We start from the raw sequence: 26567 nt of genomic DNA, 5'->3' as shown, positions 1-26567 counted from the left end.
CGTCATGGACCCGCGCCTGCTGCCGTACTACACCCGCGAGTTGCAGCACGTGCGCGACATGGGCGCGGAGTTTGCGCGCGAGTATCCCAAGATCGCCGGCCGGCTCGGCCTGGATGCGTTCGAATGCGCCGACCCGTACGTCGAGCGGCTGCTGGAAGGCTTCGCATTCCTGGCTGCGCGCGTGCAACTCAAGCTGGACGCGCAGTACCCGGTGTTCACCCAGCACTTGCTGGAGATGGTCTACCCACATTATCTGGCGCCGCTGCCTTCGATGGCGGTGGTGCAGTTGCAGCCGGACCTGAAAGACAGCGGGCTGGCAGCAGGTGTGGCCGTGCCGCGACAAAGCGCGTTGCGCAGCCTGATCGGCGCCGGCGAACGTACCACCTGCGACTTCCGTACCGCGCATGCGGTGACCTTGTGGCCATTGCAGCTGGCCGAGGCCAAGTATCTGGAATCGCCAGCCGCATTGGCCGCTGCCGGCATCGCCTTGCCGCCCGGGCGCGTGGTGCGTGCCGGCGTGCGTCTGCGCTTCGAGCTGGTGGGTGGCGCGCAGACGCACGCGCTGGCGCTGGATCGGCTGCCGCTGTTTCTGGCCGGCGCCGATGGCTTGCCCAAGCGGTTGTACGAACAGCTGCATGCCGATACCACTGCGGTGGTGGTGCGTGGCAGCGGTGCCGGCGGTGGCACGCTGGAGATGACGTTGAGCGCCGATGCCGTGCAGATGCGCGGCTTTGCCGACGACGATGCATTGATTCCCTACGACGGCCGCTCGTTCAGTGGTTACCGCTTGCTGCAGGAATATTTCGCCTGTCCGGAGCGCTTTCTGTTCGCAGAACTCACCGGACTGCGCGCGCCATTGCGGCGGTTGCAGGGCAGCAGCTTCGAGGTGGTGGTGTTGCTGCAACGCAGCCTGCCCAGCCTGGCTGCGGCAGTGGGCGCCGAGCATTTCAAATTGTTCTGCACGCCGGCGATCAACCTGTTCCCGCGGCGTGCCGATCGCATCCATCTGCAAGCCGGCCTGCACGAATACCACGTGCTGGCCGACCGCACCCGGCCGATGGATTTCGAGATCCATCACCTGGGCGAGGTGGAAGGCTTCGGCGATCGTCAGGAGCCTGAGCAACGCTTCACCCCGTTCTACGGGGGCGACGCTCGCACCTGGCATGCGCGGCATGGTGCGTTCTACAGCATGCGCCGCGAGCCGCGCATGCTGTCGGCACGTCAGCGCCGTGATGGCGCGCGGTCGAGCTATGTGGGCAGCGAAGTGTTCGTCAGCCTGGTCGATGCCGACGATCAGGCACGCAGCACGCGCCTGCGTCAGCTTGGGCTGCAACTGTGGTGCAGCAACCGGGATCTGCCGTTGCATATGCCGGTAGGCAAGGGCGCCACCGATTTCACCATGGACAGTGGCGTGCCGGTACAGAGCGTGCGTTGCGTGGCCGGGCCAACCAAGCCGCGCCCGGCACTGTCGGATGGGCAGACCGCGTGGCGCCTGCTCAGTCAATTGCAGCTCAATTATCTGTCGCTGTTCGAAGACGGCGCCGACGGCGCCGCTGCGCTACGCGAGATCCTCACCTTGTACTGCGACCCGTTCGATGCATCCGCGCAGCGGCAGATCGAAGGCGTCAAGCAGGTGAGCGGCACACCGATCGTGCGGCGCATCCCGGTGCCTGGCCCGATCACCTTCGGCCGCGGCCTGGAGATCACGCTCACCTGCGAGGATGCCGCCTTCGAAGGCACCGGCGCGTTCCTGCTGGCTTCGGTGCTGCGGCACTTCTTTGCGCGCTATGTGTCGGTGAATTCGTTTGCCGAGACCGTGCTGCGTACCACCGAACGTAATGAGGTGGCCCGATGGCCAGCCCAGCCCGGCACGCGCCCGCGCCTGTAAGCGCCGCGGCTGCCGCGCTGGCACAAGCGCTGCAGACCCGGCCACAGGATTTCACTCCGTTCGCGGCCTTGCGCGCGATCGAGCGCTGCCATCCGCTGCAGCCGCGCCTGGGCGAATCGGCGCGCGCCAGCGACGATGTGCTGCGGCTGCGGCATGCGCCGTCACTGGCTTTCGCGCCACGTGCGCTCGATCGCTACACACCGGCAACGCACGATCAGCCTGCCGCGCTGTACGGTCTATTTCTAGGCCTGTTCGGGCCGAATGCGCCGTTGCCGTTGCACCTGACCGAATACGCCATCGAACGTGCGCAGCAAGCCAAGGACGGCGCCTTCGCCGCGTTTGCCGATGTGTTCCACCACCGCATGCTGAGCCTGTTCTACCGCGCCTGGGCGCAGGCACAGCCCAGCGTGCAGGCCGAGCGGCCGGCGAGCGACCAGTTCCGTGCCTGGCTGGATGCATTGGTTGGTATTGCCAGCCCGCATCTGCGCGACCGCGACGCCTTGCCGGACGATGCACGTCGTTACTACGCCGGCCGTCTTGGCACCGCCACGCGTACACCGGAAGGCTTGCGTGCACTGCTGCAGCAGGTGTTCGAATGGCCGGTGCAGGTGCAGGAATTCATCGCCGAATGGATGCGCCTGCCGGCCGATGCGCACTTGCAACTTGGTTTGGGCCCGCGCAACGCACGGCTGGGCGTGGACAGCGTGGTGGGCGCACACGTGCGCGGTGCCCAGCAACGGGTGCGCATCTGTCTGGGGCCGCTGCCGTGCCTGGTGTTTCAACGCTTCCTTCCGGGCGGCCAGGCGCTCAGGCAGCTCACCGCCGCAGTACGCAGCTATCTGGGCGACGAATTCGGCTGGGACCTGCAGCTGTTGCTCAAGGCCGACGAGGTGCCCACCCCGCAGCTGGCGCGCAATAGCCGGCTGGGCCTGGATACCTGGATCGGCCGCCGCGCCTGGAGCATCGCCGACGCCGACGAGGTGCTGCTGCGCCCATCGGGCTGACGCGCACCGCTCTCCCTTTCGCTCACACGCAACGTACCGACTTCGAAGGACGCATCATGGCCGAGATCTCCCGCAGTGCCCTGTTCGGCAAGCTCAATCCACTCGCCTATCGCGGCATCGAAAGCGCCACCGTCTTCTGCAAGCTGCGCGGCAACCCGTACGTGGAGCTGGTGCACTGGCTGCATCAGTTGCTGCAGCTGCAGGACTCGGACCTGCACCGCATCATCAAGCATTTCCAGCTCAACCCCTCCACGCTGGCGCGCGATGTCACCGCCGCACTGGATGGTCTGCCGCGCGGCTCCACCGCCGTCACCGACCTGTCGGCCAATGTCGAAGAAGCGGTCGAGCGCGGCTGGGTGTATGCCTCACTGAGTTTTGGTGAAGCGCAGGTGCGCACCGGCTATCTGGTGGTCGGCATGCTCAGCGAACGCGGTTTGCGCAACGCGTTGCTGGCGATCTCCAAGGAGTTCGACAAGCTCAAGCCTGCGGTATTGGACGAGCACTTCGCGCAGATCGTCGCCGGCTCGCCGGAAGAGGGCCTGCTGCCCAGCGATGGATTTTCGCTTGGTCAGTCCGCTGCACCGGGCGAGGCCAGCGGTGCCATCGCCCCGGCTGCGATGGGCAAGCAGGAAGCGCTGAAGAAATTCACCACCGACCTCACCGCACAGGCGCGCGAGGGCAAGCTTGATCCGATCATCGGCCGCGACGACGAGATTCGCCAGGTGATCGACATCCTGATGCGCCGCCGCCAGAACAACCCGATCCTGGTCGGCGAGGCCGGCGTCGGCAAGACCGCGGTGGTGGAAGGCTTCGCCCAGCGCATCGCCCGTGGCGACGTGCCGCCGGCGTTGAAGGACGTGCAATTGCGCACGCTCGATGTGGGCCTGTTGCAGGCCGGCGCCAGCATGAAGGGCGAGTTCGAACAGCGCCTGCGCGCGGTCATCGACGAAGTGCAGGCCAGCCCCAAGCCGATCATCCTGTTCGTGGATGAAACCCATACCTTGGTCGGCGCTGGCGGCGCGGCCGGCACCGGCGATGCCGCCAACCTGCTCAAGCCGGCACTGGCACGCGGCACGCTGCGCACCGTGGGCGCGACCACATTCGCCGAATACAAGAAATACATCGAAAAGGATCCCGCGCTGACGCGGCGCTTCCAGGCCGTGCAGGTCGACGAGCCCGACGAGGCTAAGGCGGTGCGCATGATGCGCGGCGTCGCTTCGACGATGGAACAGCATCACCGGGTGCAGATCCTCGACGAAGCGCTGGAAGCGGCGGTCAAGCTCAGCCACCGCTATATCCCCGCGCGTCAGCTGCCGGACAAGTCGGTGAGCCTGCTCGACACCGCCTGCGCGCGCGTTGCGGTCAGCCTGCACGCCACGCCGGCCGAGGTGGACGATAGCCGCCGCCGGATCGAAGCGCTGGACACCGAGCACGCCATCATCGAGCGCGAGCGTGCGATCGGCATCGTGGTGGAGGAGCGTGCTGCCGCATGTGCCAACCTGCTGGAAAGCGAGCACGGCCGCCTGCGTGATCTGGAGCAACGGTGGGGTGCCGAAAAGGCGTTGGTGGACGAGCTGTTGGCGCTACGCGCGCAACTGCGTAGCAGCAATGCGCCGGTGGAAGGCACGGGTAGTGCGTTGGAAGCGGAGGCCGAGGCCTACACCGATGCAGATGCCGATGTCGCACAGGCAGCGTCTGGCGACACTGCCGTGCTCGAAGCGCCACTACGCGTGGATCGCGACACGCTGCTCGCACGCCTGCAGCTGGTGCAAGCGGAACTAGGTGCGCTGCAGGGCGAATCGCCCTTGATCCTGCCCACGGTCGACTACCAGGCGGTGGCCGCCGTGGTCGCCGACTGGACCGGCATCCCGGTCGGGCGCATGGCGCGCAACGAGATCGACACGGTGCTACGCCTGCCCGAACTGCTGGCCAAGCGCGTGATCGGCCAGGACCACGCCATGGAGATGATCGCCAAGCGCATCCAGACCAGCCGCGCCGGCCTGGACAACCCGGACAAACCGATCGGCGTGTTCCTGCTCGCCGGCACCTCCGGCGTCGGCAAGACCGAAACCGCGCTCGCCCTGGCCGAAACCTTGTACGGCGGCGAGCAGAACCTGATCACCACCAATATGAGCGAGTACCAGGAGGCACACACGGTTTCCTCGCTCAAGGGCGCACCGCCAGGCTATGTGGGGTACGGCGAGGGCGGTGTGCTGACCGAAGCGGTGCGACGCAAACCGTACTCGGTCGTGCTGCTGGATGAAGTGGAGAAGGCGCACCCGGACGTGCACGAACTGTTCTTCCAGGTCTTCGACAAGGGCTGGATGGAAGACGGCGAAGGCCGCCGCATCGACTTCCGCAACACCTTGATCATCCTCACCAGCAACGCCGGCACCGACCTCATCGCCAGCCTGTGCAGGGACCCGGAACTGATGCCGGATCCGGAAGGCATGGCCAAGGCGATCCGCAAGCCGTTGTTGAAGGTGTTTCCGCCGGCGCTGCTTGGGCGGTTGGTGGCGATTCCGTATTACCCGCTGAGCAACGCCATGCTCGGGCAGATCGTGCGGTTGCAGTTGAACCGCATCAAGCAGCGGATCGAAGAGCGCTACAGGATTCCGTTCGAGTACGACGAGGCGGTGGTGGAGCTGGTGGTGAGTAGGTGTACGGAGAGCGAGTCGGGCGGGCGGATGATCGATGCGATTTTGACCAATTCGATGTTGCCGGAGATCAGTCGGGTTTTCCTGACGCAGATACGCGAGGGAAACACATTCTCCTCATTCGACATCTGCGTGGACGGGCTCGGTTTCGTATATCGCGCCGATTGGACAAGGCCTCTGGGAAGTTCAGCTGCTGACTGCCAGGCGGTCAGTGCATCGAAGAACTAATCGCGCGCCAACCTGCACGGCTGGCAACTAAATCGAGACCGGAGGAATTCATGAGCGAAGAAGAAGACCTAATACTCGGAAAGAACAGAGGAGAAAAGCGGTTCAACGACTACTGGCCTTCCATAGTTCACGATGACTATTTCGTAGATTATCTGGCGATCGCCAAGTTCCTCAGCGGCGGGCCAACAACTTGCATGTCTGCGTTCGTCACGCTAGAGAAATCGCTGACGCAGAGATGTGGCGCGACGAAATCCGACGGAAACAATGTCGAGCGCATCGTGGAATTCGCCCAATCGATGAAGAAGGCATACAAGCAAGGCGACGAGAACGGTAATCCCCCCACTTCTAGCGGTCGCCAGAAGTGGAGCTAAGCGGCCATCGCCAACTTCATGGCAGGCGTGATGCCGCCGAGCGCCATATTCGGACGCTCGTGGTTGTACGTCCATAGCCAGCGGGTGGCTTTGTCCTGCACCTGGTCGATGGTGTCGAACAGGGTTTGGGCGAGCCAGGCGTAGCGGATGGTGCGGTTGTAGCGTTCAACGTAGGCGTTCTGCTGTGGCTTGCCCGGCTGGATGTGCTCGACCCGGATACCATGCCGCTGCGCCCAGGACAGCAACGCGCCACTGATGTATTCAGGGCCGTTGTCGCAGCGGATCACGGCGGGCTTGCCGCGCCACTCGATGATCTGCTCCAGCGATCGGATCACACGGGCTGACGGCAGCGACAGATCCACCTCGATCCCCAGCCCCTCGCGATTGAAGTCGTCGAGCACATTGAACAGCCGGAAGCTGCGGCCGTCGGCCAACTGGTCGTGCATGAAGTCCATCGACCAGACCTGGTTGATAGCCTCCGGCACCGCCAGAGGCTCGGGCCGCTCACGCACCAGCCGCTTCCTCGGCTTGATCCGCAGGTTCAACTCCAGCTCGCGGTAGATCCGGTAGACCCGCTTGTGATTCCAGCCAAAGCCCTTCACGTTGCGCAGGTACAGGTAGCACAGGCCAAAGCCCCAGTCGCGATGGGCGGTCGTCAGGCGGACCAGCCAGTCGGCGATCCGGGCGTTCTGCTCGCTGGCCTTGGCCTGGTAGCGGAAGCAGGTCTCGCTCACCGCGAAGGCCTGGCAGGCGTGGCGGATGTTCGTACGCCCGCTCGTGACTGCCGATTGGGCCATCTCGCGTCGCTGAGATGGCCTCACCATTTTTTTGCGAGCGCTTCCTTCAGCAGGTCGGTACTGAGCTGCGCCTCGGCGTACATCTTCTTGAGCCGGCGGTTCTCCTCCTCCAGCTCCTTCATGCGCGCGACCATGGACACGTCCATGCCGCCGAACTTGCTGCGCCACTTGTAGAACGTGGCCGAGCTGATGCCGTGCTCGCGGCACAGCTCCGGCACGGGCGCACCGGCCTGGGCCTGCTTGAGCACGGCGATGATCTGGCTGTCGGTAAAGCGGGACTTCTTCATGGAACCTCCTCGAGAAAGGATACGAGAAAATTCCACTTCTGGCGTCTGCTAATGGGCGGGGGGATTACCCTTCCGCTTCAGCCACAGGTTCGACAGCGCAAAGAGCGTCAGCACCTGCGCGGTGTTTTTGACCAGGCCGCGATAGCGCACCTTGGCATAGCCAAACTGGCGCTTGATCACCCGAAACGGATGTTCCACCTTCGCACGCAGGCTGGCCTTGGTGTGCTCCCAGCGCTTGGCCAACTTCAGTTCGCGCTTGTTCTTGATCTGCTTCAGCTTCGAGGGCTTCTCCGCGATCAGGTAGCGTAGCTTGCGCTTGGAGCGTGTGCAGAATTTTGTGTAACCGTGGTTTGGGTTACCGCTGAGGAAGTCGCCCCTCGAACTGGATCGTAAAGCGGTTCAGCGCAGCCTTCCAGTCGCGGATCGGCAGCGTCCATTTCTTGGTGATGTTGCGCAGAGCCAGGTAGAACAGTTTCATCAAGGCTTCGTCGCTGGGGAACGCGCCGCGGTTCTTGGTCAGCTTGCGCAGGCTCATGTTGACCGACTCGATGGCGTTGGTCGTATAGATCACCTTGCGGATCTCCGGTGGGTAGTCGAAGAACGGGATCAGTCGTGACCAATTGCGCCGCCATGACTGGCTGATGGGCGGGTACTGGGCGTCCCACTTGGCCTCGAACTCGGTCAGTGCCTGCTCGGCCTCCTCGACGGTGGCGCAGGCGTAAATGCGCTTGAGATCGGCGGCAACCTCGGCGCGGCGTTTCCACGAGACGTAGTTCAGGCTGTGCCGCACCATGTGCACGATGCACAGCTGCACGGTGGTCTGCGGGAACACCGCCTCGATCGCCTCGGGAAACCCCTTCAGGCCATCGACGCAGGCAATGAAGATGTCCTGCACCCCGCGGTTGCGTAGCTCCGTCACGACTTGCAGCCAAAACTTGGCACCCTCGGCCTGCGCCAGCCATAGGCCCAGCACTTCCTTCTCGCCGCCCATGGTGATGCCGATGGCCAGGTACACCGCCTTGACCCGCACCGCGCCCTCGCGCACTTTGACGTGGATGCAGTCCAGATAGACGATCGGATAGACCGGATCCAGTGGCCGCGCCTGCCACGCCTTGACCTCCTCGACGACCGCATCGGTGACTGAGGAAATCAGACTCGGCGACACCTCGGTGCCGTACATCTCCTCCAGGTGCGACTGGATCTCGCGCACGGTCATGCCGCGCGCGTACAACGACAAGATCTTGTCATCGAAGCCGGCCCAGCGGGTCTGGTGCTTGGGGATCAGCTGTGGCGCGAAGCTGCCGTGGCGATCACGCGGAATCTCGATCGGCAGCTCGCCGAACTCGCCCTTGAGCGTCTTGCGGCTGCGTCCGTTGCGCGTGTTGCCGGCCGCGTTGGCGACCGGCTCATGCTTGTCATGACCGAGGTGTTCGGTCATCTCCGCGTCCAGCGCCCGCTCCACCAACCGCTTGGTCAGCTGCTTGAGCAGGCCGTTCTCGCCGATCAGATCCTCGGGTTTGGTGTAGTTGACCAACAGGCTGCTAAGCAGCTCGTCGGGTACCTCATGTGTGCGTGGGCTCATGGTGTCTCCGGGTTAGGTGGCAGTCTCCTGCCTGTGGCCCGGTTACACAAAATCTAGGACACGCCCTGCGCTTGCCCTTGATCTCATCGCGCTTCTCAAGCCCGGTGTAGCCGCTGTCCCCACACACCGTGTCTTCCTTGCCATGCAGCAGCTTGTGCGCTTGCGTGATGTCCGCCACGTTGGCTGCCGTGCATTCCACGTGGTGCACTAGGCCGGATTCATCATCCACTCCAATGTGCGCCTTCATCCCGAAGAAGTATTGGTTGCCCTTCTTGGTCTGGCGCATCTCCGGATCGCGCTCACCGTCCTTGTTCTTGGTCGAACTGGGCGCAGAGATAATCGTGGCATCCACAATCGTCCCGCCGCGCAGGCTCTGACCCTTGCGCGACAGATGCGCGTTCACCCGATTGAACAGCTTGCGCGCCAAATCGTGCTGCTCCAGCAGATGGCGAAAGTTGAGAATCGTCGTCTCGTCCGGCACCTCATCCAGCCCGCCGATCTTGGCGAAACGGCGCATCGACACCGTGTCGTACAAGGCTTCTTCCGCCGATGGATCGCTCAATGCATACCACTGCTGCAAAAAGTGGATGCGCAGCATCGTCTCCAGCCGATACGGCTGTCGTCCCGGTTGCCCCGACTTCGGATAGTGCGGCTCGATCAGCCCCAGCAGCTCCTTCCACGGCACGACCTGCTCCATCTCGGCCAAAAACACCTCACGCCGCGTCCGCTTGCGCTTGCCGTCGTACTCCGCGTCGCCGAAGGTCAGCTGCATCGAAATCGTCTACTCGGGTCGATGATCGATTGTGGCAGATCAGGACGGATTGTTCAGAGTTTCCTTAGGCGCGGCAGTGCAATTATGCCCTGCGCTTGATGCTCAACGCATTGCGTTGGATGGCGTGAGCCGGGGCACTATAGCGCTTGATTACCCACGAGTTTCCGCTGCGTGAGGCGGTCTACCAGCAAACCCAACGATGGTTGCAGGCTGGCTACTTTGAATTCAAAGGCAACGATTTGCTTTCGATCTTGCAGTCGGCGCAAGATAAGTAGGGGCGGCCCAGTGCGCTGATCCTGCATAGCCGAACGCTGCAGTCCATATGCGTAAGCGGACCACGTGCTGGCTACCGGGTAACGGGATCGAGTTAACTTATCGATCGACAACAGCGACTTGCGGTGCCGACGAGCCGCTCAATGTCCGCAAAAAATATGCGTCGAAGGCCGCTGTGCTTGCGCGTCGGCGGTAGCTGCAATTCTTTTTGCTCCCATCGCCGGATGGAGTTGTCTCCGGCGCAAAAAAAAAGAGTGCATGCGACATTGGTCAGCGAGCACTGTGCGTCCGCTCGGCACTGCCATCGGCAATGTGCCGGTTTTGTGGTGGTCCAAGCGGGTCGGTAACAGGCCGCCAGGCGCGCTTTACCCATCTTCGCCACCGAAGAACAGAACGCGTGCTCCAAGAGACAACGCTTTGCTCCCCGCTATCGGTAAGCTATGCCGTTTAGGAGGGGATAATGAAAAGAAGTTTTGCGATATTGATGTACATGCTGGCATTGCCGGCAGCGGCGCAGTCGGCCTACAAGTGCAGCGATGCAAAGCTGGGGACGGTTTACCAGTCCACGCCGTGCGCCGACGGCGCCGAGCAGAAGCGTTGGACCAAGCAAGCCGCGCCGGCTTCGACGGCAACGGCAACAGCTGCGCAGGCAGGTACGCAAGCGGCGTCCGGCAAAAGCCAGGAATCAAACCTGGGCTTACGCCTGATCAGTTATGAGCGCCAGCCGAGCCCAGAGGCGTGTACGCGCGCTACCATGTGCGCGACAGCGCACGCGCCGATACTACGATGCGTGGCGATCCGGATTTCATGCAGGCTGTCGAGCGAGCGGTCGTGCAGGCCTGCCGCTAGACAGGGCGTTCCAAGCTGAGTGTCTGTAATCAAGGCATGCCAAGGACGATCGATGCAAGAGCGTGAAGGAGCGTCTGCGAGATGGGGCGAATTGCTGCTCGTGGTGACGATTGCGTTCGGGCTGTCGATCTGGTCCAGCGTTTCGGCAGTCGCGCGCGATGCTGTAGAGCCGGTCTTCTCCGACGCGAGCCTGTGGGGCATGGTGTTCTACGAACTGCTCGTTCTGTCGATCTTGTTGCCTGTGCTGTGGTTCCGCGGATGGAGGCCGCAGTCATTGGGGCTGCAGTGGCAGCGGCGCGACTTGGCGGCGGGGCTCGGCTTGCTGGCGGTGTGCCTGTTGGTCACCTATCCACTGACGCTGGTGAGCTGGAGCTTGGGGAGTAACACCAATCCATTCGATGCAATGGTCGTCGGGCGGCTATCGATCACGGCTGTGCTGGCGATCTCGCTGATCAATCCGATCTTCGAAGAAGTGTTCGTGTGCGGTTACGTCATCCGCGCCCTGGAGCCGCGGCATGGGCCGGCGTTCGCGGTGAATGTGAGCGTGGCGATCCGCACCTCGTATCACCTGTATCAGGGTCCGATTGGCGCCATCAGCATCTTGATGCTCGGGCTGATCCTGGGGTGGTGGGTGGCCCGACGCGGGCGACTGTGGCCGGCGATCCTGGCGCATGGCGCGCTGGATCTGCTGGGGTTGATGGTCTACACCTGACTGGCCTGGCGTCGCCGCCATGCCGCACACTTGCCGCTTGGTCGAACAGGACGAGGCAATGGCACGGCGATATGGATGGTGCGGGATACTGGTGTGGCTGGTGGCCTTCGGCGCGATGGCGGTCGGTCCAACGCCCGGGGAATACGGCACCAAGCAAGGTTGGGGCAGCCTGCAGGTCAGCGACAAGGGTGGGGCGCGCCACTTCGAGATTCTCGCGGTGGGCGCCAACGGCCACACGTGTTCGCTGGAGGGCACGCTGCAGGGCGAAAAGGCCGAAGTGAGCGATGCCAGCGACGCGCCGTGCAGGCTGTCGTTCAAGCCGGTGGCAGGTGGCTTCAGCATTGCCGCACTGACGCAGGACAGCTGCCGCGATTACTGCGGCATGCGCGCGAGCTTCGAAGGCGACTATCTTCAGTTGCCGGCCGGCTGCACCTCCGCCGCTAGCAGCCGACGACGTGAAGCGTATCTACGCGATTATCGCGGCAAGCGCTATACCGAAGCGCTCGCCGGTATGCAGGCGTTCGCGAGCGAGTGCGGCGAGTTCCTGAACTGGCTCGATCGCGACCGTTTCGCCAACGACCGCGCGCTCACCCTGCTGCGCCTGAATCGCCCGCAAGAGTGCCTGGCGGCGCTTGATCAGACCATGGCCGGTCGCAGCCGCGACGAGGCCTCGTTCCAAGCGGAGCTGGACAAGAACAGCACGATGCTGCCGCCCAGCGACTGGGATGCGTACCTGCCCATCGCCAGGTCCACCTGGTTCAATCGCAAGCTCTGCGAGGCGGCCAAGCGTTGAATGGGAGATGGCTTGCGTTGATAAGCGTAAGCAGCCGCCTGGGTGCGGCGGCATGCCGATGGGCGTTTGTGCGTGACCGAGATGATGCTAGAATGCTGGCCGTCATTGCGTTCCCAAGTGATTAAAGCCGCGTTACCGCAGGCGACCGCGCGACGGATGCCGACGCAGAAAAATCGTTAGCGTGATCTCCAAACACCAGGGTCAAATGATTTACAGCAGGATGAACTCTGACCGCGTCGTCTTTCTGGGAATCGATGGAATGGCGCTCGGGAGTTGCCGGCTCCCGAGCGCTGTTGCACTCACAGCGACGGGTGCAGGTCGCGGACCGGGCTGACGCTTTCCAGCAGCGCGGCGATATGCAGGATGGTGGATTCCGCCTGCCACTTGCCGACGATCTGTACGTTGATGGGCAGGCCTTCCTTGCTTGTGCCGAATCGCATCGCCACGCCAGGCAGGCCGGCGACGTTGAGCGGCACCGTTGCGCCCTGAAGATAGGTGGCGTCTACGGTCTGGCCGTCGATGGTGAATTCCGCGACGCCGTGCTTGTGGGCGGGGATCGGCAGAACGTGGGTGATGAGGGCGTCGTAGCGGCTGAAGTAGTCGGCATAGCCGTCGCGGATGCGCTCGGCCGCCTGCTCTGCGGCGATGTAGTCGGTGAGCGAGGTGTCGGCGATCGACAGCATCGTCTTGGACATCTTGAACATCAGATCTTCATGGCCTGCAACTGCCTCGGCAAACGCCGGCTTCATCTCCATGACGTGCAACTTGTTGAAGACATCGAGTGCGAAATCGCGTTCCAGCGCCGGGATGCGCACCTCTTCGACAAAGATGCCGATGTCCTTCAGCGCATCGGCCGCCGCGCGCACGGTCGCTTGCACTTCCGGGTCGACCGGGCCGTAGCCGGGGCCGATCATCCAGCCCACCCGCAGCGGTCGGTAGGGTTGGCGGCCGATGCCGGCGTCGAACGGCACGGCACTGCTGGAAAACGCGTCCTTGCCATCGGGACCGGCAAGCTGTGCGAAGGCGAGCGCGATGTCGCGGACCGAGCGGGCCATCGGCCCGACATGCCAGAAGCGGCGAGGCGCACGCGGCCAAATGCCGGTCATCGGAATGCGGCCGTGAGTCGCCTTGATCGAGGTAATGCCGGTCTGCGCTGCCGGGCCACGCACCGAGATGGCCAGATCGGTGCCGAGGCCGATCGGCGACATGCCGGCGGCGATGGCCGCCGATTCACCGCCACTCGATCCACCCGAGGTACGGCTGACATCCCATGGATTGCTGGTCGGGCCGGTGAGCAGATTGTCGCTTTCGATCCAGTACGAGAACTCCGGCAGGTTGGTCTTTGCCAGCAGGATGCCGCCTGCCTTCTTCATGCGTGCCACGCTGGTTGCATCGGTGTCTGGACGGCGCCCCTTGAAAATCGGCGATCCGCGTTGTGTGAGCACACCGGCGGTGTCGATGGAGTCCTTCACCGTAAAGGGCACGCCATGCAGCGGGCCGAGCGCATCGCCTGCAAGCACCGCGGCCTCGGCTGCCTTGGCTGCGCTGAGCGCGCCATCGGCCAGACTGACGATGGCATTGATCTGGGGGTTCACCGCTTCAATGCGGTCCAAGTGCGCTTGCACGACCTCGACCGGGGAGATCTCCTTGGTGCGGATCAGTTCTGCCAGCTTGGTGGCGTCTTGATAAAAAAGTTCGCTGCTCATGGGGTGTCTCTCAAAGGGAAGTTGGATGGCAAACGAGGCCCGGCATCGCCTACCTAACGTTTGTTAGGTAGGCGATGCGCGCTATACTGCCCGCTGTCAACACCTGTCGAGGGCGGACGTGTGAAGAAGCAGGAAAGTACGAATTCCAGCGACAAGATCCTGATGGCGGCGACCAGGATCGCGCAGGCGCATGGCTACAGCGGTTTGAACGTGCGCAGCCTTGCGGACGATGTGGGCATCAAGGCGGCCAGCCTCTATCACCACTTCCCGAGCAAGGCGGACCTCGCCGCCGCCGTCGCCAAACGCTATTGGGAAGATTCGGCCGCCACATTGGACGCCTTGTCAGCGGAAACGAAAGAGCCGATGAAGGCGTTGCGCCGCTATCCGGAGACCTTCCGTCGCTCGCTGGAAAACGGAAATCGCATCTGCCTGTGCAGCTTCATGGCTGCCGAGTACGACGACCTTCCGGACATAGTGAAAGACGAGGTTCAAGCCTTTGCCGAGGTGAACATCGCATGGCTTTCCAGGATGCTGGTTGCGGCAGAGGTTGTGGGTACCAAGGACGCCAAGAAGCGCGCTCGCGCCATCTTTGCCGCAATCGGCGGTGCGCAGTTGATGGCCCGCGGTCGATCCGACATCAAGCTCTTCGATGCGTTGATCGAAAGTTACCAAGCAAGTGGGCTGTTGCCGAAATGAGCGTGGCCCCGTCGCCGTAGGTCATCTGGTGTCGCCTCGGCCTGCAGGCGCCTCTGAGCAAGGGACGCCCGGCGTGATGGATGGACATCGGTTGGATGAAGCAACTGGCGGCCAGCGCGGCCGAGTCGGCACCTTTTGGCTGAGGATCGCGTTGATCTGAGCCAAGCAGCTGGGCTGTACGCGAAAGCATGAGCAAGCGATCACCGGGTCATCCTCGCGTGGTGGCCGATGCGGGCTTGCCATGCGGCGATCCGGCACCCGGTGCAGCGCTTAGATCCCGGCGACCATCACCGAGCACAGCCTCTTGGTGGAGACGGCCTGCCCGACGCGGCAAGGACAGCACGGCGTCTTGCATGCCGTGCTGTCCGCTGGGTCCGCAAGAGCGCAAGCGCCCTGTCAATTCTTCCGGTAAATCACCCCAAGCTTGTCGATGGCGTCGCCGGCGCGGCCGGTGAAGCCGGCGATATGCCAGCCGGTGGGGGCGGTGAGGGTGTAGCGCTCGCTGGTCGGGGTGCCGGCGGCGATGCTGCGGCCCTGGTTGGTGGTCAGGCTCAGCGAGAACAGCCGGGTGCGGCCGTTGTACTGGCCGACCGTGAGGGTCGCCGAGGTCAGTTGTTCGCCGGTCGCCAAGGCCAGGGTGGTGGCGGTTCCGCCGCTGCCGCCGTGGGCCAGGGTGGTGCCGTTGTCCAGGCTGGCGGCCACCGCATCCAGACGCGCGTCACCGCGCAGGGTGACGCTGCGCAGTTGGCGCTGGTGGGCGCCGCCGGCCACGTCGTTGAACGGCACGCCATGCGGTCCGCCGAAACTGTCGCTGGTGCGCACGTCGGTGCCCACCGCCCAACCGAATTGCGCATACAGCGGATAGTGGTCCGACAGCGGCTTGCCGGCGCTGTCGTAGAAGTTGCCTGGATCGAGCTGGTAGCGGTTGGCGGCCAGCGTCAGCTGCGGGGCGGCGCGGTACAGGATCTTGTCGACCACCTCGCAGGGATTGGTCGGCGGGGTGCCGCACAGCAGCGGCGCCGCGCCGGCGGCCGGGGCGTTACCCTTGATCAGTTCCACCCACGGATCGATCAGGTTGTTGCTGGCGATGAGCTCGCGGATGTTGTCTTCGCTGCGGGTGTAGCGGGCGTTGGAGTCCATCATCACCAGCACCGCGTTGCCGGCCGACCAGGTGCCGATGAATTGCGACAACTGGCTGATGTTGGCGCGGCGGGCGGCCAGGTCGGCGGTTTCGGTACCGGCATTGGGGTGGGCGTTGTAGACGTCCAGCAGCACCCCGTTGTCCAGCCGCACCTGCATGTAGCTGAAGCCCTTCGGCGTGAGGCAGTCGGTGCCGTTGCACTTGTCCCACTTGACCCGGGTGAAGTCGTTGAAGGGATAGTTGCTCAGCGTGTTGAGACCGTCGCCGATGGCGGCACCGCCGCTGGTGGGTGTGCGGTACGGGTGGTTGTCGCCGGCGTAGAGCGCAGCGTGGTAGTTGAAGTCTTCCTGCACGTGAACCAGCCCATACGGCGCCAGTTTCGGTGCCAGCAGCGGCGTATTGGTGGCGGGGTTGCTGCTGGAGATGCCCTCCGGCAGGCCGGCGACGTTATAGGTGAGCACGTCGAGGACGCCGACGCTGGATTGCGCGTGGGCGACGCCGGCGCAGGCCAGGGTCAAGCCGATTTCGACACTGAGCAGAGAACGAAGATGCTGGAGCATGGTGACCTCGTGCGGTTGGGGAACAGCGGATGGACGCGACGCGTTGGGCCCAGCGCGCCGCGTAGGGGATCAGTGGTCCATGGCGAGCGGATCGAGGGCGGCCTGGACGAGGTGGGCGAACTGCGGCAGAGGGCAGTCGTAGGCCGGCGTGGCGGTGCTGCAGCCGGGAATGAAGATGGCCGCGCTCGGCGGCGGTGCCTGCAGCATCAGTGGCTGTTGTCCGCGCAGCTGCGTCAGGCTCTGCGCGGTGTAGCGCAGGCGGATGACGCGCTGGCCGTCGGCACGTCGCCAGCGCTCGAACACCAGTGCGCCGCCGGGCACCGTCTGGTCCGCCTGGTAGCCTGGCAATTGCCAATGCAGATCGAACATGCCAGCCAGCAGGGTCAGCGTGCCGTCGTGGCCGGACACCACCACCAGGCGCGCATCGCCGCCGATGGCGTCGGCAGAAGAGGCGGCATCGCGACCTTGCTGCAGCGTCACCAGCAGGCGTGCGGCCAGCGGCGTGCTGGCCAGGCGAGCGACGGTGGGCGTGCGCAGGCGCAGGGCGAATTCGGCCTGGTGCGGGGCGAACACGCGCAGCAGCGTGGCTTCGTCCAGGCCTTGCCAGCCGAGTGCAGCGAAGTCCTGCCCATCGGCCCAGCCCATCAGCAGGCTTTCGGTGATGCCTGAAGCGGCTGCGGCCGGACCATCGATACCGGGAATCGACGGCCCGGCATCGTCCAGCCCGGCCGGCACCGTGGTCAGGCGTAGCTTGCCGGGCGCGGCCTGCGCGGGGCACGGCCGTTGCGCACATTGCAGCAGCAGGTGTTCGAGCGTGTCGAGCGCATCGCTCTGGGTCGCGTTCCAGGCCCGCGCATCGCCACCGATGCGGCCGGCAATGGCCGCCTGCATGCGCGCACGCGCCTGGGGCTGACGCAGCGCAGCGGTGCCATCGAACAACACATCGGAACTGCCGGTCGGCACGTGATGCACGGGGTCGGCGCAGCCGGGCGTCAGTGTGCTGGCCAGCGCCTGCGCCGAGGCAATGGTGCGCTGGGTGCGGTTGGCCCAGTAATAGGCCTGGTTGCAGCCATCGCCGTTCAACAGACCGAGCGCGGTGTAGCGCGCGCGGTAGTAGTCGCCGAACAGGCGTTCCAGCTGCGCGCCGTTGGCGGTGAGGTGACCGGCCGGCACGCCGAAATGCGGCCATGCGTGCAACGAATAGCGACCCAGCCGTTCGGGGCTGGACATCGCCGCACGCACGCCGTGGCGTTTGAGGATCACCACTTTTTCCAGGGTGTCCGGCGTCGCATCGGTGGCGTGGGCAGGGGTGAGCGGCACGAGCGCGAGCCCGAGCAGGGCGGTAGCGCGGCGGCAAAAACGCAGAAGCATCGGCAGATCCATGACGAGTGAAGCGGAGAGGCGAAACAATCGGCGCAGTGCGGTGGCGGCCGTGCGCGAGCGCGACGACCGCCGGCTGCGCATGCAAACGCGCTCAGAAGCGCGCGCGCAGACCCAGCGACCAGGTCCGGCCGTAGTTGGTGTAGCCGCCGAACAGGTGGTCGCCGACGTACTGCCGCTGCACCTGGCCGGTGAGATTGATGGCGTTGACGAACACCGACAGGGTGTCGTTGACCTTCCAGGCGACATTGGCATCCAGGCTGCCGAAGGCATCGCTGTTGAGCGTGGCCACGTTGGCGGTGCCCACCGCGTTGACGATGTTGTCGCTCCAGCTGTAGCTGGCGCGCGCCATCAGCGGGCCCTTCTCGTAGAACAGCACGGCGTTGTAGGTGTTCCTGGCCACGCCTTCCAGGCTGTCGGTGAAGCGGCGCGTGCCGTCGCGGTAGGTCGCCTGGCTGTCGGTAAAGGTGTAGTTGAGCTGCATGCCCAAACCGTCCAGCGGCGCCGGCAGGCCGGTGAACACCTGTTGGTAGGCCAGCTCCACGCCCTTGACGCTGGCCTGGCTGCCGTTGGTCTTGGACGAAAGCAGGTAGGTCTGGCCCTGGTAATCCAGATACGACAGCTGGGTCTGGATGAAACTGGAGATGTCCTTGTAGAACACACCGCCAGTCAGCGCGGAGGTGCCGTCGATGTACCACTCGAAGGTCAGGTCGTACTGCCAGGCTTCGAACGGACGCAGCGCCGGATTGCCACCGCTGGCGGTCAGCACTTCGCCACTGGAATTGAAGGTCAGCTTGGACGACAGGTCGGTGAGATCCGGGCGGGTGATCACCTTGGCCGCGGAGGTCCGCAGCACCATGTCATCGCGCACGTCCCAGGCGGCGTTGAGCGAGGGCAACGCGTTGGTGTAGCTGCGCGCGAAATGCACCGGCTGGGCGGCGCCGTCGAGGTCGGCATGGCCGTCGGTGGTCTGCTCGGTACGCACCAAGCGCACGCCGAGATTGCCGCGTACATCGCGCCCGGCCAGGGTGCCGCCGACGTCGGTCATCGCATACGCCGAGCCGATCCTCTCGCGCACCTCGTAGGAATTCTGCAGGTCGGCGCTGTTGGGCGTGCCGCTCAGGTCGGCGGCTGTGGGCCAGTCGTTCCAGAACGGCGCTTCGATCGGTGCCAGCCACTGCCGTGGCAGCGTGCCCTTGCCGTCGACCAGCATGTCGCTCACCGGCAGCGCGGTGAAATAGCTGCCCGGAAAGCGCACACCGGCGATGCGGTTGAGCAGCAGGTCGGCACGATCATAGGTGCGCGAGCGCTCGCGGTACTTGGCGCCGAACTTGATGTCGCGCAGCCAGCCATCGCCGAGCGTGCGCTTGGCGTCCAGCTGCAGCGCGTCTTCCTTGTCGCGCGCATCGATCTGCCGCCATTCCAGCCGGCGTCCGCTGACGCTGGCCGGGTTGGTCGGATCGAAACCATTGGTGAAGCTCCAGTTCGGCACGTTGTCGTCGTCGGCCTGCGGCATCTCCACGCGCATCGACAGGTTGCTGGCGCTGCGCAGGCGCGTGCGGCGGATCGGGTCGGAGTCGTAGCTATGCGCCTGCGAATGGAATGCCACTGCACCGAGCGTCCACAGATCGCCGTTCCAGGTGCTGGACAGGCGTGCGCTGCGGTTGTCGTCGGTGATGCCGGAGGTTTCGCGCGAGACCTGCACCTGGCCATTGCGATAGTCGAAACCGGTCACCCCGCCGTGGTCCACGCTCAGGTTGCTCATCTTGGACACGCCGTCGAAGCCCACGCCCAGGCTGTATTCGTCGTAGTGCACTGTCTGCTTGGCATACAGCAGGTCCAGATTGGTTTCCCAGGCGGCACTGGGGCGCCATTGCAGCGAGGCGGCCACGCCGGTGCGCTCGCGCTGTTCCAGTTCCAGCGTCGGGCGCAGCCCGGTGGGCAGGTAGGACGCACCCGGCGCACCAGGCACGCCGTTGGGGTAATAATCCCAACTCACTTCGTTGACGCGGTCCTGGCGCAGGCTGCGCTGTGCGTAGGCGCCGGACACCAGCATGCCGAAGGTGCCATCGGCATTGACCCAGTTGAACAGGCCGGACACGCGCGGGTCGTTGGCATGCGTGCGTTGCGCCTGGCTGGACTCCAGCGAGGTGTTGAGCAAGGTCTTGCCCAATTCCAGCGGGCGGAAGGTGCGCACGTTGACGATGCCGCCGATGGCGCCTTCGTCCAGATCGGCGGTGGGACTCTTGATCACGTCCAGGCCGGAGACCAGTTCCGCCGGCAAGGTGTCGTAGCGAAACTGGCGACCGGTCTGGCCGGAGGTGCGCACGTTCTCGTTGACCGCCATGGTCTGGCCGTTGAGCGTGGTCACCTGAAAATTCGGACCCAGGCCGCGTACGCGCACATACACGCCTTCGCCGCGGTCGCGCACGATCGACACGCCCGGCACGCGCTGCAAGGCTTCGGCCACGTTCTGCGCCGGCAGCTTGCCGATGTCTTCGGCGGCGATCACGTCGACCACGCTGTCGGCATAGCGCTTCTCGCGCAGCGCGGCGCTGAGGCTACCGGCATAGCTGCCCAGCACCTGGATGCTATCCAGTTCGCGCACCGGCGCACCGGCGGCGATCGGCGTGCTGCTTGGCGCAGCCGGCACCGTTGCAGCCGGCGCCTGGCTGGTGGCGGTGTCCGGTTCGATGGTCACCGTGGTGGGCGTGAGATAGCGGTAGCGCAGGCCGGTGCCATCGAGCAGTTGTTGCAATGCCTGCTCGGGTGCTGCGCCGTCGGTGGTGCCACGGCTCTGACGCTCGGCGCCGACGCTGGCCGCGTAGACGAATTGCAGACCGGTCTGGCGCGACAGCGTATTGAGCGCGCGTGCCAGCGGTTGTGCGGGAATGGCAGTGACCGCGACGGGTGGCGTCTGGGCGCCGGCAGCACCGGCATGCAGGGCAAGGGCAACGGACAGGAACAGGCAGCGGCGCATCGTCACTCCCAGGTAGAGGGAGAGGGGCGTCGCACATGCGCGTGGGGCGATGCGGCGACTACCCCATCTACGAGGCGCGACAAGCCGAGTCGGGCACCGTGTTTCCATGAATTTTCTGTGACACGTGCAGGGGCGCAGGCGTGCGCGTGCCGTGGAGGGCATGCAGGCCCGTGTTGCCCGGCGAAAAGCAGCTTGGCGGTTCGATCGCCGATTGCGTCGATCGTTGCGTTGCGCGGCGCCATGCAGCGCGATGCGCACGCCTAGATCGCATTGCGTCACTCCGGGTGCCAGCGGTTCGGTGCGCAGATGCGTGAGCGCGAATCTGCGATGGGAACAGGCATGAAAGTGCGACGCCGCGGCGTGCCGACCCACGGCAGGCACACGCCGGGCAATGCGGCGGTGCCTGCAGTGCTGACTTCTGCACGCACGTGAGCGCCAGCGTGTCGGTCGCCTTGGCGGCGGACCTTACCGGTTGGCGGTCGCCGGTGGTGCACGGCTGACGATGTGCAGCGCACTGGCTTGCTGTTCGAGCCGCAGGCCGGGCTGCCGTGCGAGAAACGCGTGCAGGCCGGCGAGATCGTCGCTCCGCAGATTGCCGGTCAGGCGCATCGCGCCGGCGCGCGGATCGTCGATATGCAGCTGGATGCGGTTGAGGCGATTGAAGTCTTCGGCCACGTTGCGCAACGGCTCGTCGCGGAAGACGATGCGTTGCTGCTGCCACGCATGCATGATGGCGACATCTTCATTGCTCAATTGGACCTGGCCGGCGCCATCGATGCGCGCGCTTTGTCCTGCACCCAGGTTGGCCAGCATCGGCTGCGCCGGGCGGTCGGCGCGCCAGACATGCACGCGACCGGCAGACACGTCGATGCGTGCCTGCTGCCCATGCAGCGCAATGTCGAACGCGGTGCCGATGTCTTCCACGCGCAGGTCCAGCGCCCGGACCTGCAACGGACGCCGATCCGGGGCGACATCGAAGCTCGCCTGGCCCTGCAGCAACTGCAGGTGGCGCGACCACGGCGTTATGGTGGCCTGGATGCGCGTGTCTGCATTGAGGAACACCACGCTGCGGTCGGCCAGTTGCACGCGGCGTTGTTCGCCATGTGCCGTCGCATAGGTCGTGGTGCGCGGCCAGGCCCAGCCGCCGAGCACCGTCAGCAGACCGAGCATGGCGGCCAGACCGACATGCCAGTGCGACCGGCGTGCCGCCGACCGCGATCGCGCGGTTCCCCCTGCGGCGACGGGACGCCGCGGCGGCAATGGTAGCGCCACCACGTTGCGCGCCGGCCCGGTATCGCGTTGGCGCTCGGCCTGCAGCAGCGCCTCGACATCCAGCGCCATCGCATCCAACGCCTCGCCGAGCGCACCGGCCACCCGCGTCACCGCCAGGTATTCGCGCACATGCGCCGGCGAGGCGGTCAGCCACTCCATGAAACGCGCCTGCTGGTCGGCATCCAGCGGCTGCATGCGCTGCAGCGCATGCCAGTGTGCCGCTTCCTCGGTCAGGCGGCGCGCCGCCTGCGACGCGACGCTCACCACCACTGCGCTCCCTCGTCGGCCAGCGCCGATCGACAGGCCGACAGGCCGCGCACCACGTATTTCTTGACCATATGCGAGGACACACCCAGGCGTTCGGCGATCTGTCTGTAGCTCAGGCCGTCGCGGTACTGCATCACCAGCACTGCACGCACGCGCTCGGGCAGCCCGGCCAGGACGGTCTGCAGGCGTTGCTGGCGCTGTTGCCGCTGGGCGCTGTCTTCGACATCGTCAACGGCCACCAGCCGTTGCGCGAACTGTTCCATGTCCTCGATACGCAGCGGCGCCTGCTTGCGCCGCGCCGCCTGCTCGCGCGCCAGATTGACCGCCACGGTATAGAGATACGCTTCCGGGTTGGCGATGGTCTGGCCCGGCTGCTGATGTGCACGCAGCAGGCGCAGATAGGTTTCCTGGACCAGGTCTTCGGCGTCCTCGTTTGCTCCGCGGCGCACGAAGAATCCGCGCAGCACCGGGCCATGCTCGGTGAACAGACGTGCCCAGGCGCGCTTTGGATGTGCCGACACCCCAACCTCCGGCCGATTGCAGGGGCGCAGGCTAGCGGCGTCGTATGACGTCGCGGTGACGCGGTTGCTGCCCATGACTTGGCGGCAGGCACGCAGGCGGGCACAGGCCTGTGCTTGCCCACGCCGCCGCTACCCGATACCGCGGCGTCCGGAGGTCGCGCTTTGCCGGGGGGCAGGCTGGGCGTGCCTGCGGCGGACCCGGCTGCCAGCGACACCTCGTCGCCTGCCTGGGCGCCTCCGCGCTGTCGGGGGCGCGGCGATCGGGAATCCAATCGGTTACCGGCTACGCGTTCCGCGTTGGCGCCAATGCGGGATACTGCGTGTCCACGCAGGCGAGATGGGCTTGGATGTCCGAGCTGCCGATCACCGAATTGTTACAGGCCTGGCAGCGCGACGAACCCGGCGCGGGCGACGCATTGGCGCGCCAGGTCTATGACGTGCTGCGCGCCACCGCCATGCGCGAACTGCGTCGCGACGGGCGCGCCGGCCTGCAGGCGACCGAGCTGGTGCACGAGGCGTGGATGCGGCTGGAACAGGGCCAGCAGGGTTTTCGTTCGCGGGCGCATTTCTATTCGGTGGCTGCGCTGCAGATGCGCCACCTGTTGGTGGATCTGGCGCGCCAGCAGGCCAGCGCCAAGCGGTTGGGGCAGGCGGTGACGCTGACCATCAGCCTGTCCGACGGCGCCGCACGGCCGGAGGCATTGATGCTGGTGGCCGATGCCTTCGACAAGCTGGCCCAGGTGGACGAGCGCAAAGCCAAGGCATTCGCGTTGACCGAGCTGGTGGGTTTCAGCGTGGCCGAGGCCGCCGAACAGCTGGAGGTGTCGGTGCCGACGCTGGAGCGCGATCTGCGTTTTGCCAGGGTGTGGCTGGCGGCGCAGCTGTGAGCCTGGCGGCCACCGCGTGGCAACGCCTGGAAGCCTTGTTTCACCGGGCCTGCCAGCTGCCTGCGGCTGAGCGCGAGGCATTTGCGCGCGCGCAGGCCGGCGACGACGCCAGCGTGCGTGACGAACTGCTGGCGATGCTGGCGGTGGAATCGCAGGCCACCTTGCGCGTGCGGGCGCCATTGAAACAGGCCGCCGCCGCATTGCGTGCGCCATTACCGGAACTGCCGGCCGGCACACGCTTCGGTGCGTGGGCGATCGACCGCCTGATCGGCGCTGGCGGCTGGGCCAGGTGTATATGGGCCACCGTGCCGATGGCGCGTACGAGCGCGAGGTGGCGATCAAGCTGGTGGCTGCCGATGCGCTGGATGCGCAGGGCCGTGCACTGTTCGAATTCGAGTGCCGGCTGCTGGCGCAGATGGTGCACCCGGCGATCGCGCAGATACACGACGTGGGCACCGATGCCCACGGCCAGCCGTACCTGGTGATGGAATACCTGCGCGGCGAGCCGATCACCTGGTGGTGCGACGAACACCGCCTGTCGCTGCATGCGCGCGTATTGCTGATGCTGCGTGTCAGCGAGGCAGTCCAGCACGCGCATCAGAAGGGCGTGATCCACCGCGACCTCAAACCCAGCAACGTGCTGGTCAGCGAGATCGACGGGCGGCCGATGCCAGGGGTGATCGACTTCGGCATCGCCGTCGATGCGACCAACCCGGCCATGACCTACGCGCATGATCGCGGCACGCCGGGCTACATGAGCCCGGAGCAGGCACGCGGCGCGCAGGATGTGGACGCACGCAGCGATATCTATGCGCTGGGAGCGATGTTCTACGAATTGAGTTGCGGGCTGGCGCCAGTGGCCGGACGCGACGGGGTGCCGCAGCCGCCGTCGCAGCGGGTGGCAGCAGTGCCGGCCGATGCGCGTGCGCGCATCTGCGCGGCGCGCGCGACCACCTACCAAAAATTACACGAGCAACTGCGCGACGGGCTGGATGCGATCGTGCTGCGCGCCCTGGAACCGCAACCGGGTGCGCGCTACGCATCGGTATCTGCGCTCCTGGACGATCTGCATCGCTGGCTGGACGGTTACCCGCCGCGCGCCCTGCAGGCGAGCCGCTGGCTGCGGCTGCGCAAGTTCACCCAGCGTCATCGCAGCGGCGTCGTCGCCGCCGGCCTGGCTGCGATCGCCGTGGTCGCCGGCCTGGGTGCCACGCTGTGGTCGCTGCAGCAGGCCGCGCGCGATGCGCAACGCGCGCAGGTCACCGGCGATTTCATGAGTTCGGTGTTGTCCAGCGTGGGCCCCGGGGTGGCGCGCGACCTGGACAAGACCCTGATGCTGCGCGTGATGCAGCAGGCCTCGCAGCGTGCGGCGCGCGAGCTGGCCGACCAGCCCGATGCGCGCACCCAGGTGGAACTGACGCTGGGCCGCACGCTCATTGCGCTGGCTAATTTCCCGCAGGCCGTAGAGCATCTGCGCATCGCACAGACCCTGGCGCAGCAGACCGCCGGCGCGGGCAGCCTGCCGGCGTTGAAGGCCGCTTCCATGCTGGGACAGGCGCTCACCGGTGACGGCAAACCCGGCGACGCCGAGCGCGTCTTGCGCCAGGGCATTGCACAGGCAGCACATGGCGATGCGCAACAACAGGCCATGGGCAACGAGCTGCGTGCGTGGTTGGCATGGGCCCTGCGCGAACAGGGCCGCATGCGCGATGCGTTGGCACAGAGCCGGCATGCCTATGTCGCTGCGCTGGCCAATGCCTCCAGCAGCGCGGACCAGCGGATCGACGCCGGCAACAGCTACGCCGCCATGCTGGCCGATAACGGCCAGCTGGTGCCGGCGATCGCCTTGCAGCGCAGCCTGTTGCGCGAGCGCATGGCCATGCGCGGGCCCGAGCATCCACTGGTGGTGTCGATGCGCAACAGCCTGGCAGTGTTCCTGCTGATGCAGCGCGACTTTGCCGGTGCCGAAGCCGAACTCGTCCCGCTGCTGCGGGTCACACGCAGGTTGTATGGCGAGAGCGCCGCCGACACCTTGATGATCGAAGGCAACCTGGCCGGCGCATTGCGGCAGCAGGGCAAGGTGGCCGAAGCCGGGCCGTACTACCGCAGGGCGCTGGAGCGCGCGCGGGCGGCCTTCGGCAACGATGCACCGGCCACCATCGCCTATCGCAGCAACCATGCGTTCTGGCTGCTGGACGACGGCCAGGTGGAAGCATCGCTGGCCGAACAGCGCGCCGCGCTCACCGCATCGGAGCGTGTGCTGGGGCGCGCGCATCCGCAAACGGCCGAGATCCTGCGCGGCATGTCCGAAGCCGAGCGCAGGCTGGGCCAGACCGTGGCCGCGCGCGACCACGCGCAGCAGGCCTTGCAGATTCTTGCCGGCATTTTCGGCAATGCAGACGCGCCACTGCGTGCCGCGCGCCAGACCCTGGCGTTGGCGTTGGCGAAACCGTCGCCCGACACCCGTGAGGCAGAGACCACGACCTCGGTGGCGCAGCGCTGAGACGAATTGTCGGGTGACCGGCGCGGCCTGGCGGGATAGTGCCGTGCATGGCCACTACCCAAGCGTGCCGATGCAACCTGCCGCGCGCCTGACCGATTTGCATGTCTGCCCCATGGTGACCGGGGTGGTGCCGCATGTGGGCGGGCCGATCGTCAGCCCCGGCGCGCCGACGGTATTGATCGGCGGCCTGCCGGCGGCGCGGCTGGGCGACATGGCGGTATGCGTCGGCCCGCCGGACAGCATCGTGGCGGGCGCACCGACCGTGTTGATCGCAGGCCAGCCTGCTGCGCGGCTGGGCGACAGTACCGCGCATGGCGGGGTGATCACCCTGGGCTGCTTCACCGTGCTGATCGGATGAGTGCTGCGGTGGGGCGGGGCGGTGGCAGGCTGCCGCCAGTTGTCCGCCGATCGCGCCCATGCGCAGTTACTCAAGCCTGCCAG

At 65.6% G+C, this 26567-nt stretch carries 18 protein-coding genes and 3 pseudogenes; 11 read left to right on the top strand and 10 right to left on the bottom strand.

Annotated elements, in window-relative coordinates; translation table 11 throughout:
• Window positions 1–4: 4 nt before the first annotated feature.
• The 4 genes from tssF to ACCQ00_RS20050 are packed head-to-tail and all read left to right on the top strand — an operon-like array spanning window position 5 to window position 6148.
• Window positions 5–1888: a type VI secretion system baseplate subunit TssF gene (gene tssF, locus ACCQ00_RS20065; protein ID WP_039571681.1), complete on the top strand. Its 1884-nt coding sequence runs from the start codon at window positions 5–7 to the stop codon at window positions 1886–1888.
• On the top strand, window positions 1852–2892 hold the full coding sequence (gene tssG, locus ACCQ00_RS20060; RefSeq protein WP_039571674.1) for a type VI secretion system baseplate subunit TssG: 1041 nt from the start codon (window positions 1852–1854) through the stop codon (window positions 2890–2892). The genes tssF and tssG overlap by 37 nt, the downstream gene beginning before the upstream one ends.
• Before the next feature lie 56 nt (window positions 2893–2948).
• Complete coding sequence (gene tssH, locus ACCQ00_RS20055; protein ID WP_372354013.1) at window positions 2949–5777, top strand: type VI secretion system ATPase TssH; 2829 nt, start codon at window positions 2949–2951, stop codon at window positions 5775–5777.
• Window positions 5778–5827: 50 nt separating this feature from the next.
• Window positions 5828–6148 (top strand): hypothetical protein, encoded by a 321-nt coding sequence (locus ACCQ00_RS20050; RefSeq protein WP_039571676.1) that lies wholly within the window; start codon window positions 5828–5830, stop codon window positions 6146–6148.
• Here ACCQ00_RS20050 and ACCQ00_RS20045 read toward each other — a convergent pair.
• The 4 genes and pseudogenes from ACCQ00_RS20045 to ACCQ00_RS20030 all read right to left on the bottom strand — a co-directional run.
• Window positions 6145–7232, bottom strand: a protein-coding gene (locus ACCQ00_RS20045) for an IS3-like element ISXac2 family transposase (RefSeq protein WP_087944778.1) whose coding sequence is annotated in 2 segments (ribosomal slippage) — window positions 6145–6980 and window positions 6980–7232 — 1089 coding nt in all. Because the reading frame shifts where the segments join, the coding sequence is not laid out codon by codon here. The genes ACCQ00_RS20050 and ACCQ00_RS20045 overlap by 4 nt on opposite strands.
• Before the next feature lie 48 nt (window positions 7233–7280).
• Window positions 7281–7550: pseudogene (locus ACCQ00_RS20040) on the bottom strand (transposase); the annotation flags it as partial.
• Between the two features lie 37 nt (window positions 7551–7587).
• Entirely contained in the window at window positions 7588–8814 is a 1227-nt protein-coding gene (locus ACCQ00_RS20035; protein WP_011345585.1) for an IS256-like element ISXax1 family transposase, read from the bottom strand.
• A gap of 70 nt (window positions 8815–8884) precedes the next feature.
• A pseudogene (locus tag ACCQ00_RS20030) lies at window positions 8885–9586 on the bottom strand (IS5-like element ISXfu1 family transposase); the annotation flags it as partial.
• A gap of 733 nt (window positions 9587–10319) precedes the next feature.
• Here ACCQ00_RS20030 and ACCQ00_RS20025 point away from each other — a divergent pair.
• The 3 genes from ACCQ00_RS20025 to ACCQ00_RS20015 are packed head-to-tail and all read left to right on the top strand — an operon-like array spanning window position 10320 to window position 12213.
• Window positions 10320–10727 carry a DUF4124 domain-containing protein gene (locus ACCQ00_RS20025; protein WP_308450149.1) on the top strand — a complete coding sequence of 136 codons (408 nt, stop codon included), beginning with the start codon at window positions 10320–10322 and terminating at the stop codon, window positions 10725–10727.
• Window positions 10728–10760: 33 nt separating this feature from the next.
• Window positions 10761–11420 (top strand): CPBP family intramembrane glutamic endopeptidase, encoded by a 660-nt coding sequence (locus ACCQ00_RS20020; RefSeq protein ID WP_039569546.1) that lies wholly within the window; start codon window positions 10761–10763, stop codon window positions 11418–11420.
• Window positions 11421–11478: 58 nt separating this feature from the next.
• On the top strand, window positions 11479–12213 hold the full coding sequence (locus tag ACCQ00_RS20015; protein WP_039569563.1) for a hypothetical protein: 735 nt from the start codon (window positions 11479–11481) through the stop codon (window positions 12211–12213).
• A 299-nt stretch (window positions 12214–12512) separates the two neighbouring features.
• Here ACCQ00_RS20015 and ACCQ00_RS20010 read toward each other — a convergent pair whose 3' ends face one another.
• Entirely contained in the window at window positions 12513–13919 is a 1407-nt protein-coding gene (locus ACCQ00_RS20010; RefSeq protein ID WP_039569544.1) for an amidase, read from the bottom strand.
• A 120-nt stretch (window positions 13920–14039) separates the two neighbouring features.
• Here ACCQ00_RS20010 and ACCQ00_RS20005 point away from each other — a divergent pair, with 120 nt between their 5' ends.
• Window positions 14040–14615 carry a TetR/AcrR family transcriptional regulator gene (locus ACCQ00_RS20005; protein ID WP_201417378.1) on the top strand — a complete coding sequence of 192 codons (576 nt, stop codon included), beginning with the start codon at window positions 14040–14042 and terminating at the stop codon, window positions 14613–14615.
• Between the two features lie 396 nt (window positions 14616–15011).
• Here the strand turns inward: ACCQ00_RS20005 and ACCQ00_RS20000 are convergent, their stop codons facing one another.
• From ACCQ00_RS20000 to ACCQ00_RS19980, 5 genes are all read right to left on the bottom strand, one after another.
• Entirely contained in the window at window positions 15012–16316 is a 1305-nt protein-coding gene (locus tag ACCQ00_RS20000) for a jacalin-like lectin (protein WP_039569543.1), read from the bottom strand.
• Between the two features lie 69 nt (window positions 16317–16385).
• Entirely contained in the window at window positions 16386–17687 is a 1302-nt protein-coding gene (locus tag ACCQ00_RS19995; protein WP_039569560.1) for a histidine-type phosphatase, read from the bottom strand.
• A 103-nt stretch (window positions 17688–17790) separates the two neighbouring features.
• Entirely contained in the window at window positions 17791–20676 is a 2886-nt protein-coding gene (locus ACCQ00_RS19990) for a TonB-dependent receptor (RefSeq protein WP_039569541.1), read from the bottom strand.
• A 465-nt stretch (window positions 20677–21141) separates the two neighbouring features.
• Entirely contained in the window at window positions 21142–22143 is a 1002-nt protein-coding gene (locus ACCQ00_RS19985; RefSeq protein ID WP_231692846.1) for a FecR family protein, read from the bottom strand.
• Between the two features lie 65 nt (window positions 22144–22208).
• On the bottom strand, window positions 22209–22736 hold the full coding sequence (locus tag ACCQ00_RS19980; protein WP_039569553.1) for an RNA polymerase sigma factor: 528 nt from the start codon (window positions 22734–22736) through the stop codon (window positions 22209–22211).
• 347 nt (window positions 22737–23083) lie between these two features.
• Here ACCQ00_RS19980 and ecfK point away from each other — a divergent pair, with 347 nt between their 5' ends.
• From ecfK to ACCQ00_RS19965, 3 genes and pseudogenes are all read left to right on the top strand, one after another.
• On the top strand, window positions 23084–23623 hold the full coding sequence (gene ecfK, locus ACCQ00_RS19975; protein ID WP_007967112.1) for an ECF-type sigma factor EcfK: 540 nt from the start codon (window positions 23084–23086) through the stop codon (window positions 23621–23623).
• A pseudogene (locus tag ACCQ00_RS19970) lies at window positions 23602–26126 on the top strand (serine/threonine-protein kinase). Before ecfK ends, ACCQ00_RS19970 begins: the two are co-directional and overlap by 22 nt.
• A 43-nt stretch (window positions 26127–26169) precedes the next feature.
• Window positions 26170–26484: a PAAR domain-containing protein gene (locus tag ACCQ00_RS19965; RefSeq protein WP_007967108.1), complete on the top strand. Its 315-nt coding sequence runs from the start codon at window positions 26170–26172 to the stop codon at window positions 26482–26484.
• Window positions 26485–26567: the final 83 nt, after the last annotated feature.

The organism is Xanthomonas sp. NCPPB 3761 (assembly GCF_041475705.2).
GTDB classification, from domain to species: Bacteria; Pseudomonadota; Gammaproteobacteria; order Xanthomonadales; family Xanthomonadaceae; genus Xanthomonas; species Xanthomonas phaseoli.
The sequence above is the reverse complement of the archived record's forward strand: the minus strand, read 5'-3'. Positions and strand labels throughout refer to the sequence as shown.

What these genes read in the sequence shown, in the direction of transcription:
- tssF (WP_039571681.1), top strand. Translation starts at nt 5, where the DNA reads ATGGACCCGCGCCTGCTGCCGTACTACACCCGCGAGTTGCAGCACGTG.
- tssG (WP_039571674.1), top strand. Translation starts at nt 1,852, where the DNA reads ATGGCCAGCCCAGCCCGGCACGCGCCCGCGCCTGTAAGCGCCGCGGCT.
- tssH (WP_372354013.1), top strand. Translation starts at nt 2,949, where the DNA reads ATGGCCGAGATCTCCCGCAGTGCCCTGTTCGGCAAGCTCAATCCACTC.
- ACCQ00_RS20050 (WP_039571676.1), top strand. Translation starts at nt 5,828, where the DNA reads ATGAGCGAAGAAGAAGACCTAATACTCGGAAAGAACAGAGGAGAAAAG.
- ACCQ00_RS20035 (WP_011345585.1), bottom strand. Translation starts at nt 8,814, where the DNA reads ATGAGCCCACGCACACATGAGGTACCCGACGAGCTGCTTAGCAGCCTG.
- ACCQ00_RS20025 (WP_308450149.1), top strand. Translation starts at nt 10,320, where the DNA reads ATGAAAAGAAGTTTTGCGATATTGATGTACATGCTGGCATTGCCGGCA.
- ACCQ00_RS20020 (WP_039569546.1), top strand. Translation starts at nt 10,761, where the DNA reads ATGCAAGAGCGTGAAGGAGCGTCTGCGAGATGGGGCGAATTGCTGCTC.
- ACCQ00_RS20015 (WP_039569563.1), top strand. Translation starts at nt 11,479, where the DNA reads ATGGCACGGCGATATGGATGGTGCGGGATACTGGTGTGGCTGGTGGCC.
- ACCQ00_RS20010 (WP_039569544.1), bottom strand. Translation starts at nt 13,919, where the DNA reads ATGAGCAGCGAACTTTTTTATCAAGACGCCACCAAGCTGGCAGAACTG.
- ACCQ00_RS20000 (WP_039569543.1), bottom strand. Translation starts at nt 16,316, where the DNA reads ATGCTCCAGCATCTTCGTTCTCTGCTCAGTGTCGAAATCGGCTTGACC.
- ACCQ00_RS19995 (WP_039569560.1), bottom strand. Translation starts at nt 17,687, where the DNA reads ATGCTTCTGCGTTTTTGCCGCCGCGCTACCGCCCTGCTCGGGCTCGCG.
- ACCQ00_RS19990 (WP_039569541.1), bottom strand. Translation starts at nt 20,676, where the DNA reads ATGCGCCGCTGCCTGTTCCTGTCCGTTGCCCTTGCCCTGCATGCCGGT.
- ACCQ00_RS19985 (WP_231692846.1), bottom strand. Translation starts at nt 22,143, where the DNA reads ATGCAGCCGCTGGATGCCGACCAGCAGGCGCGTTTCATGGAGTGGCTG.
- ecfK (WP_007967112.1), top strand. Translation starts at nt 23,084, where the DNA reads ATGTCCGAGCTGCCGATCACCGAATTGTTACAGGCCTGGCAGCGCGAC.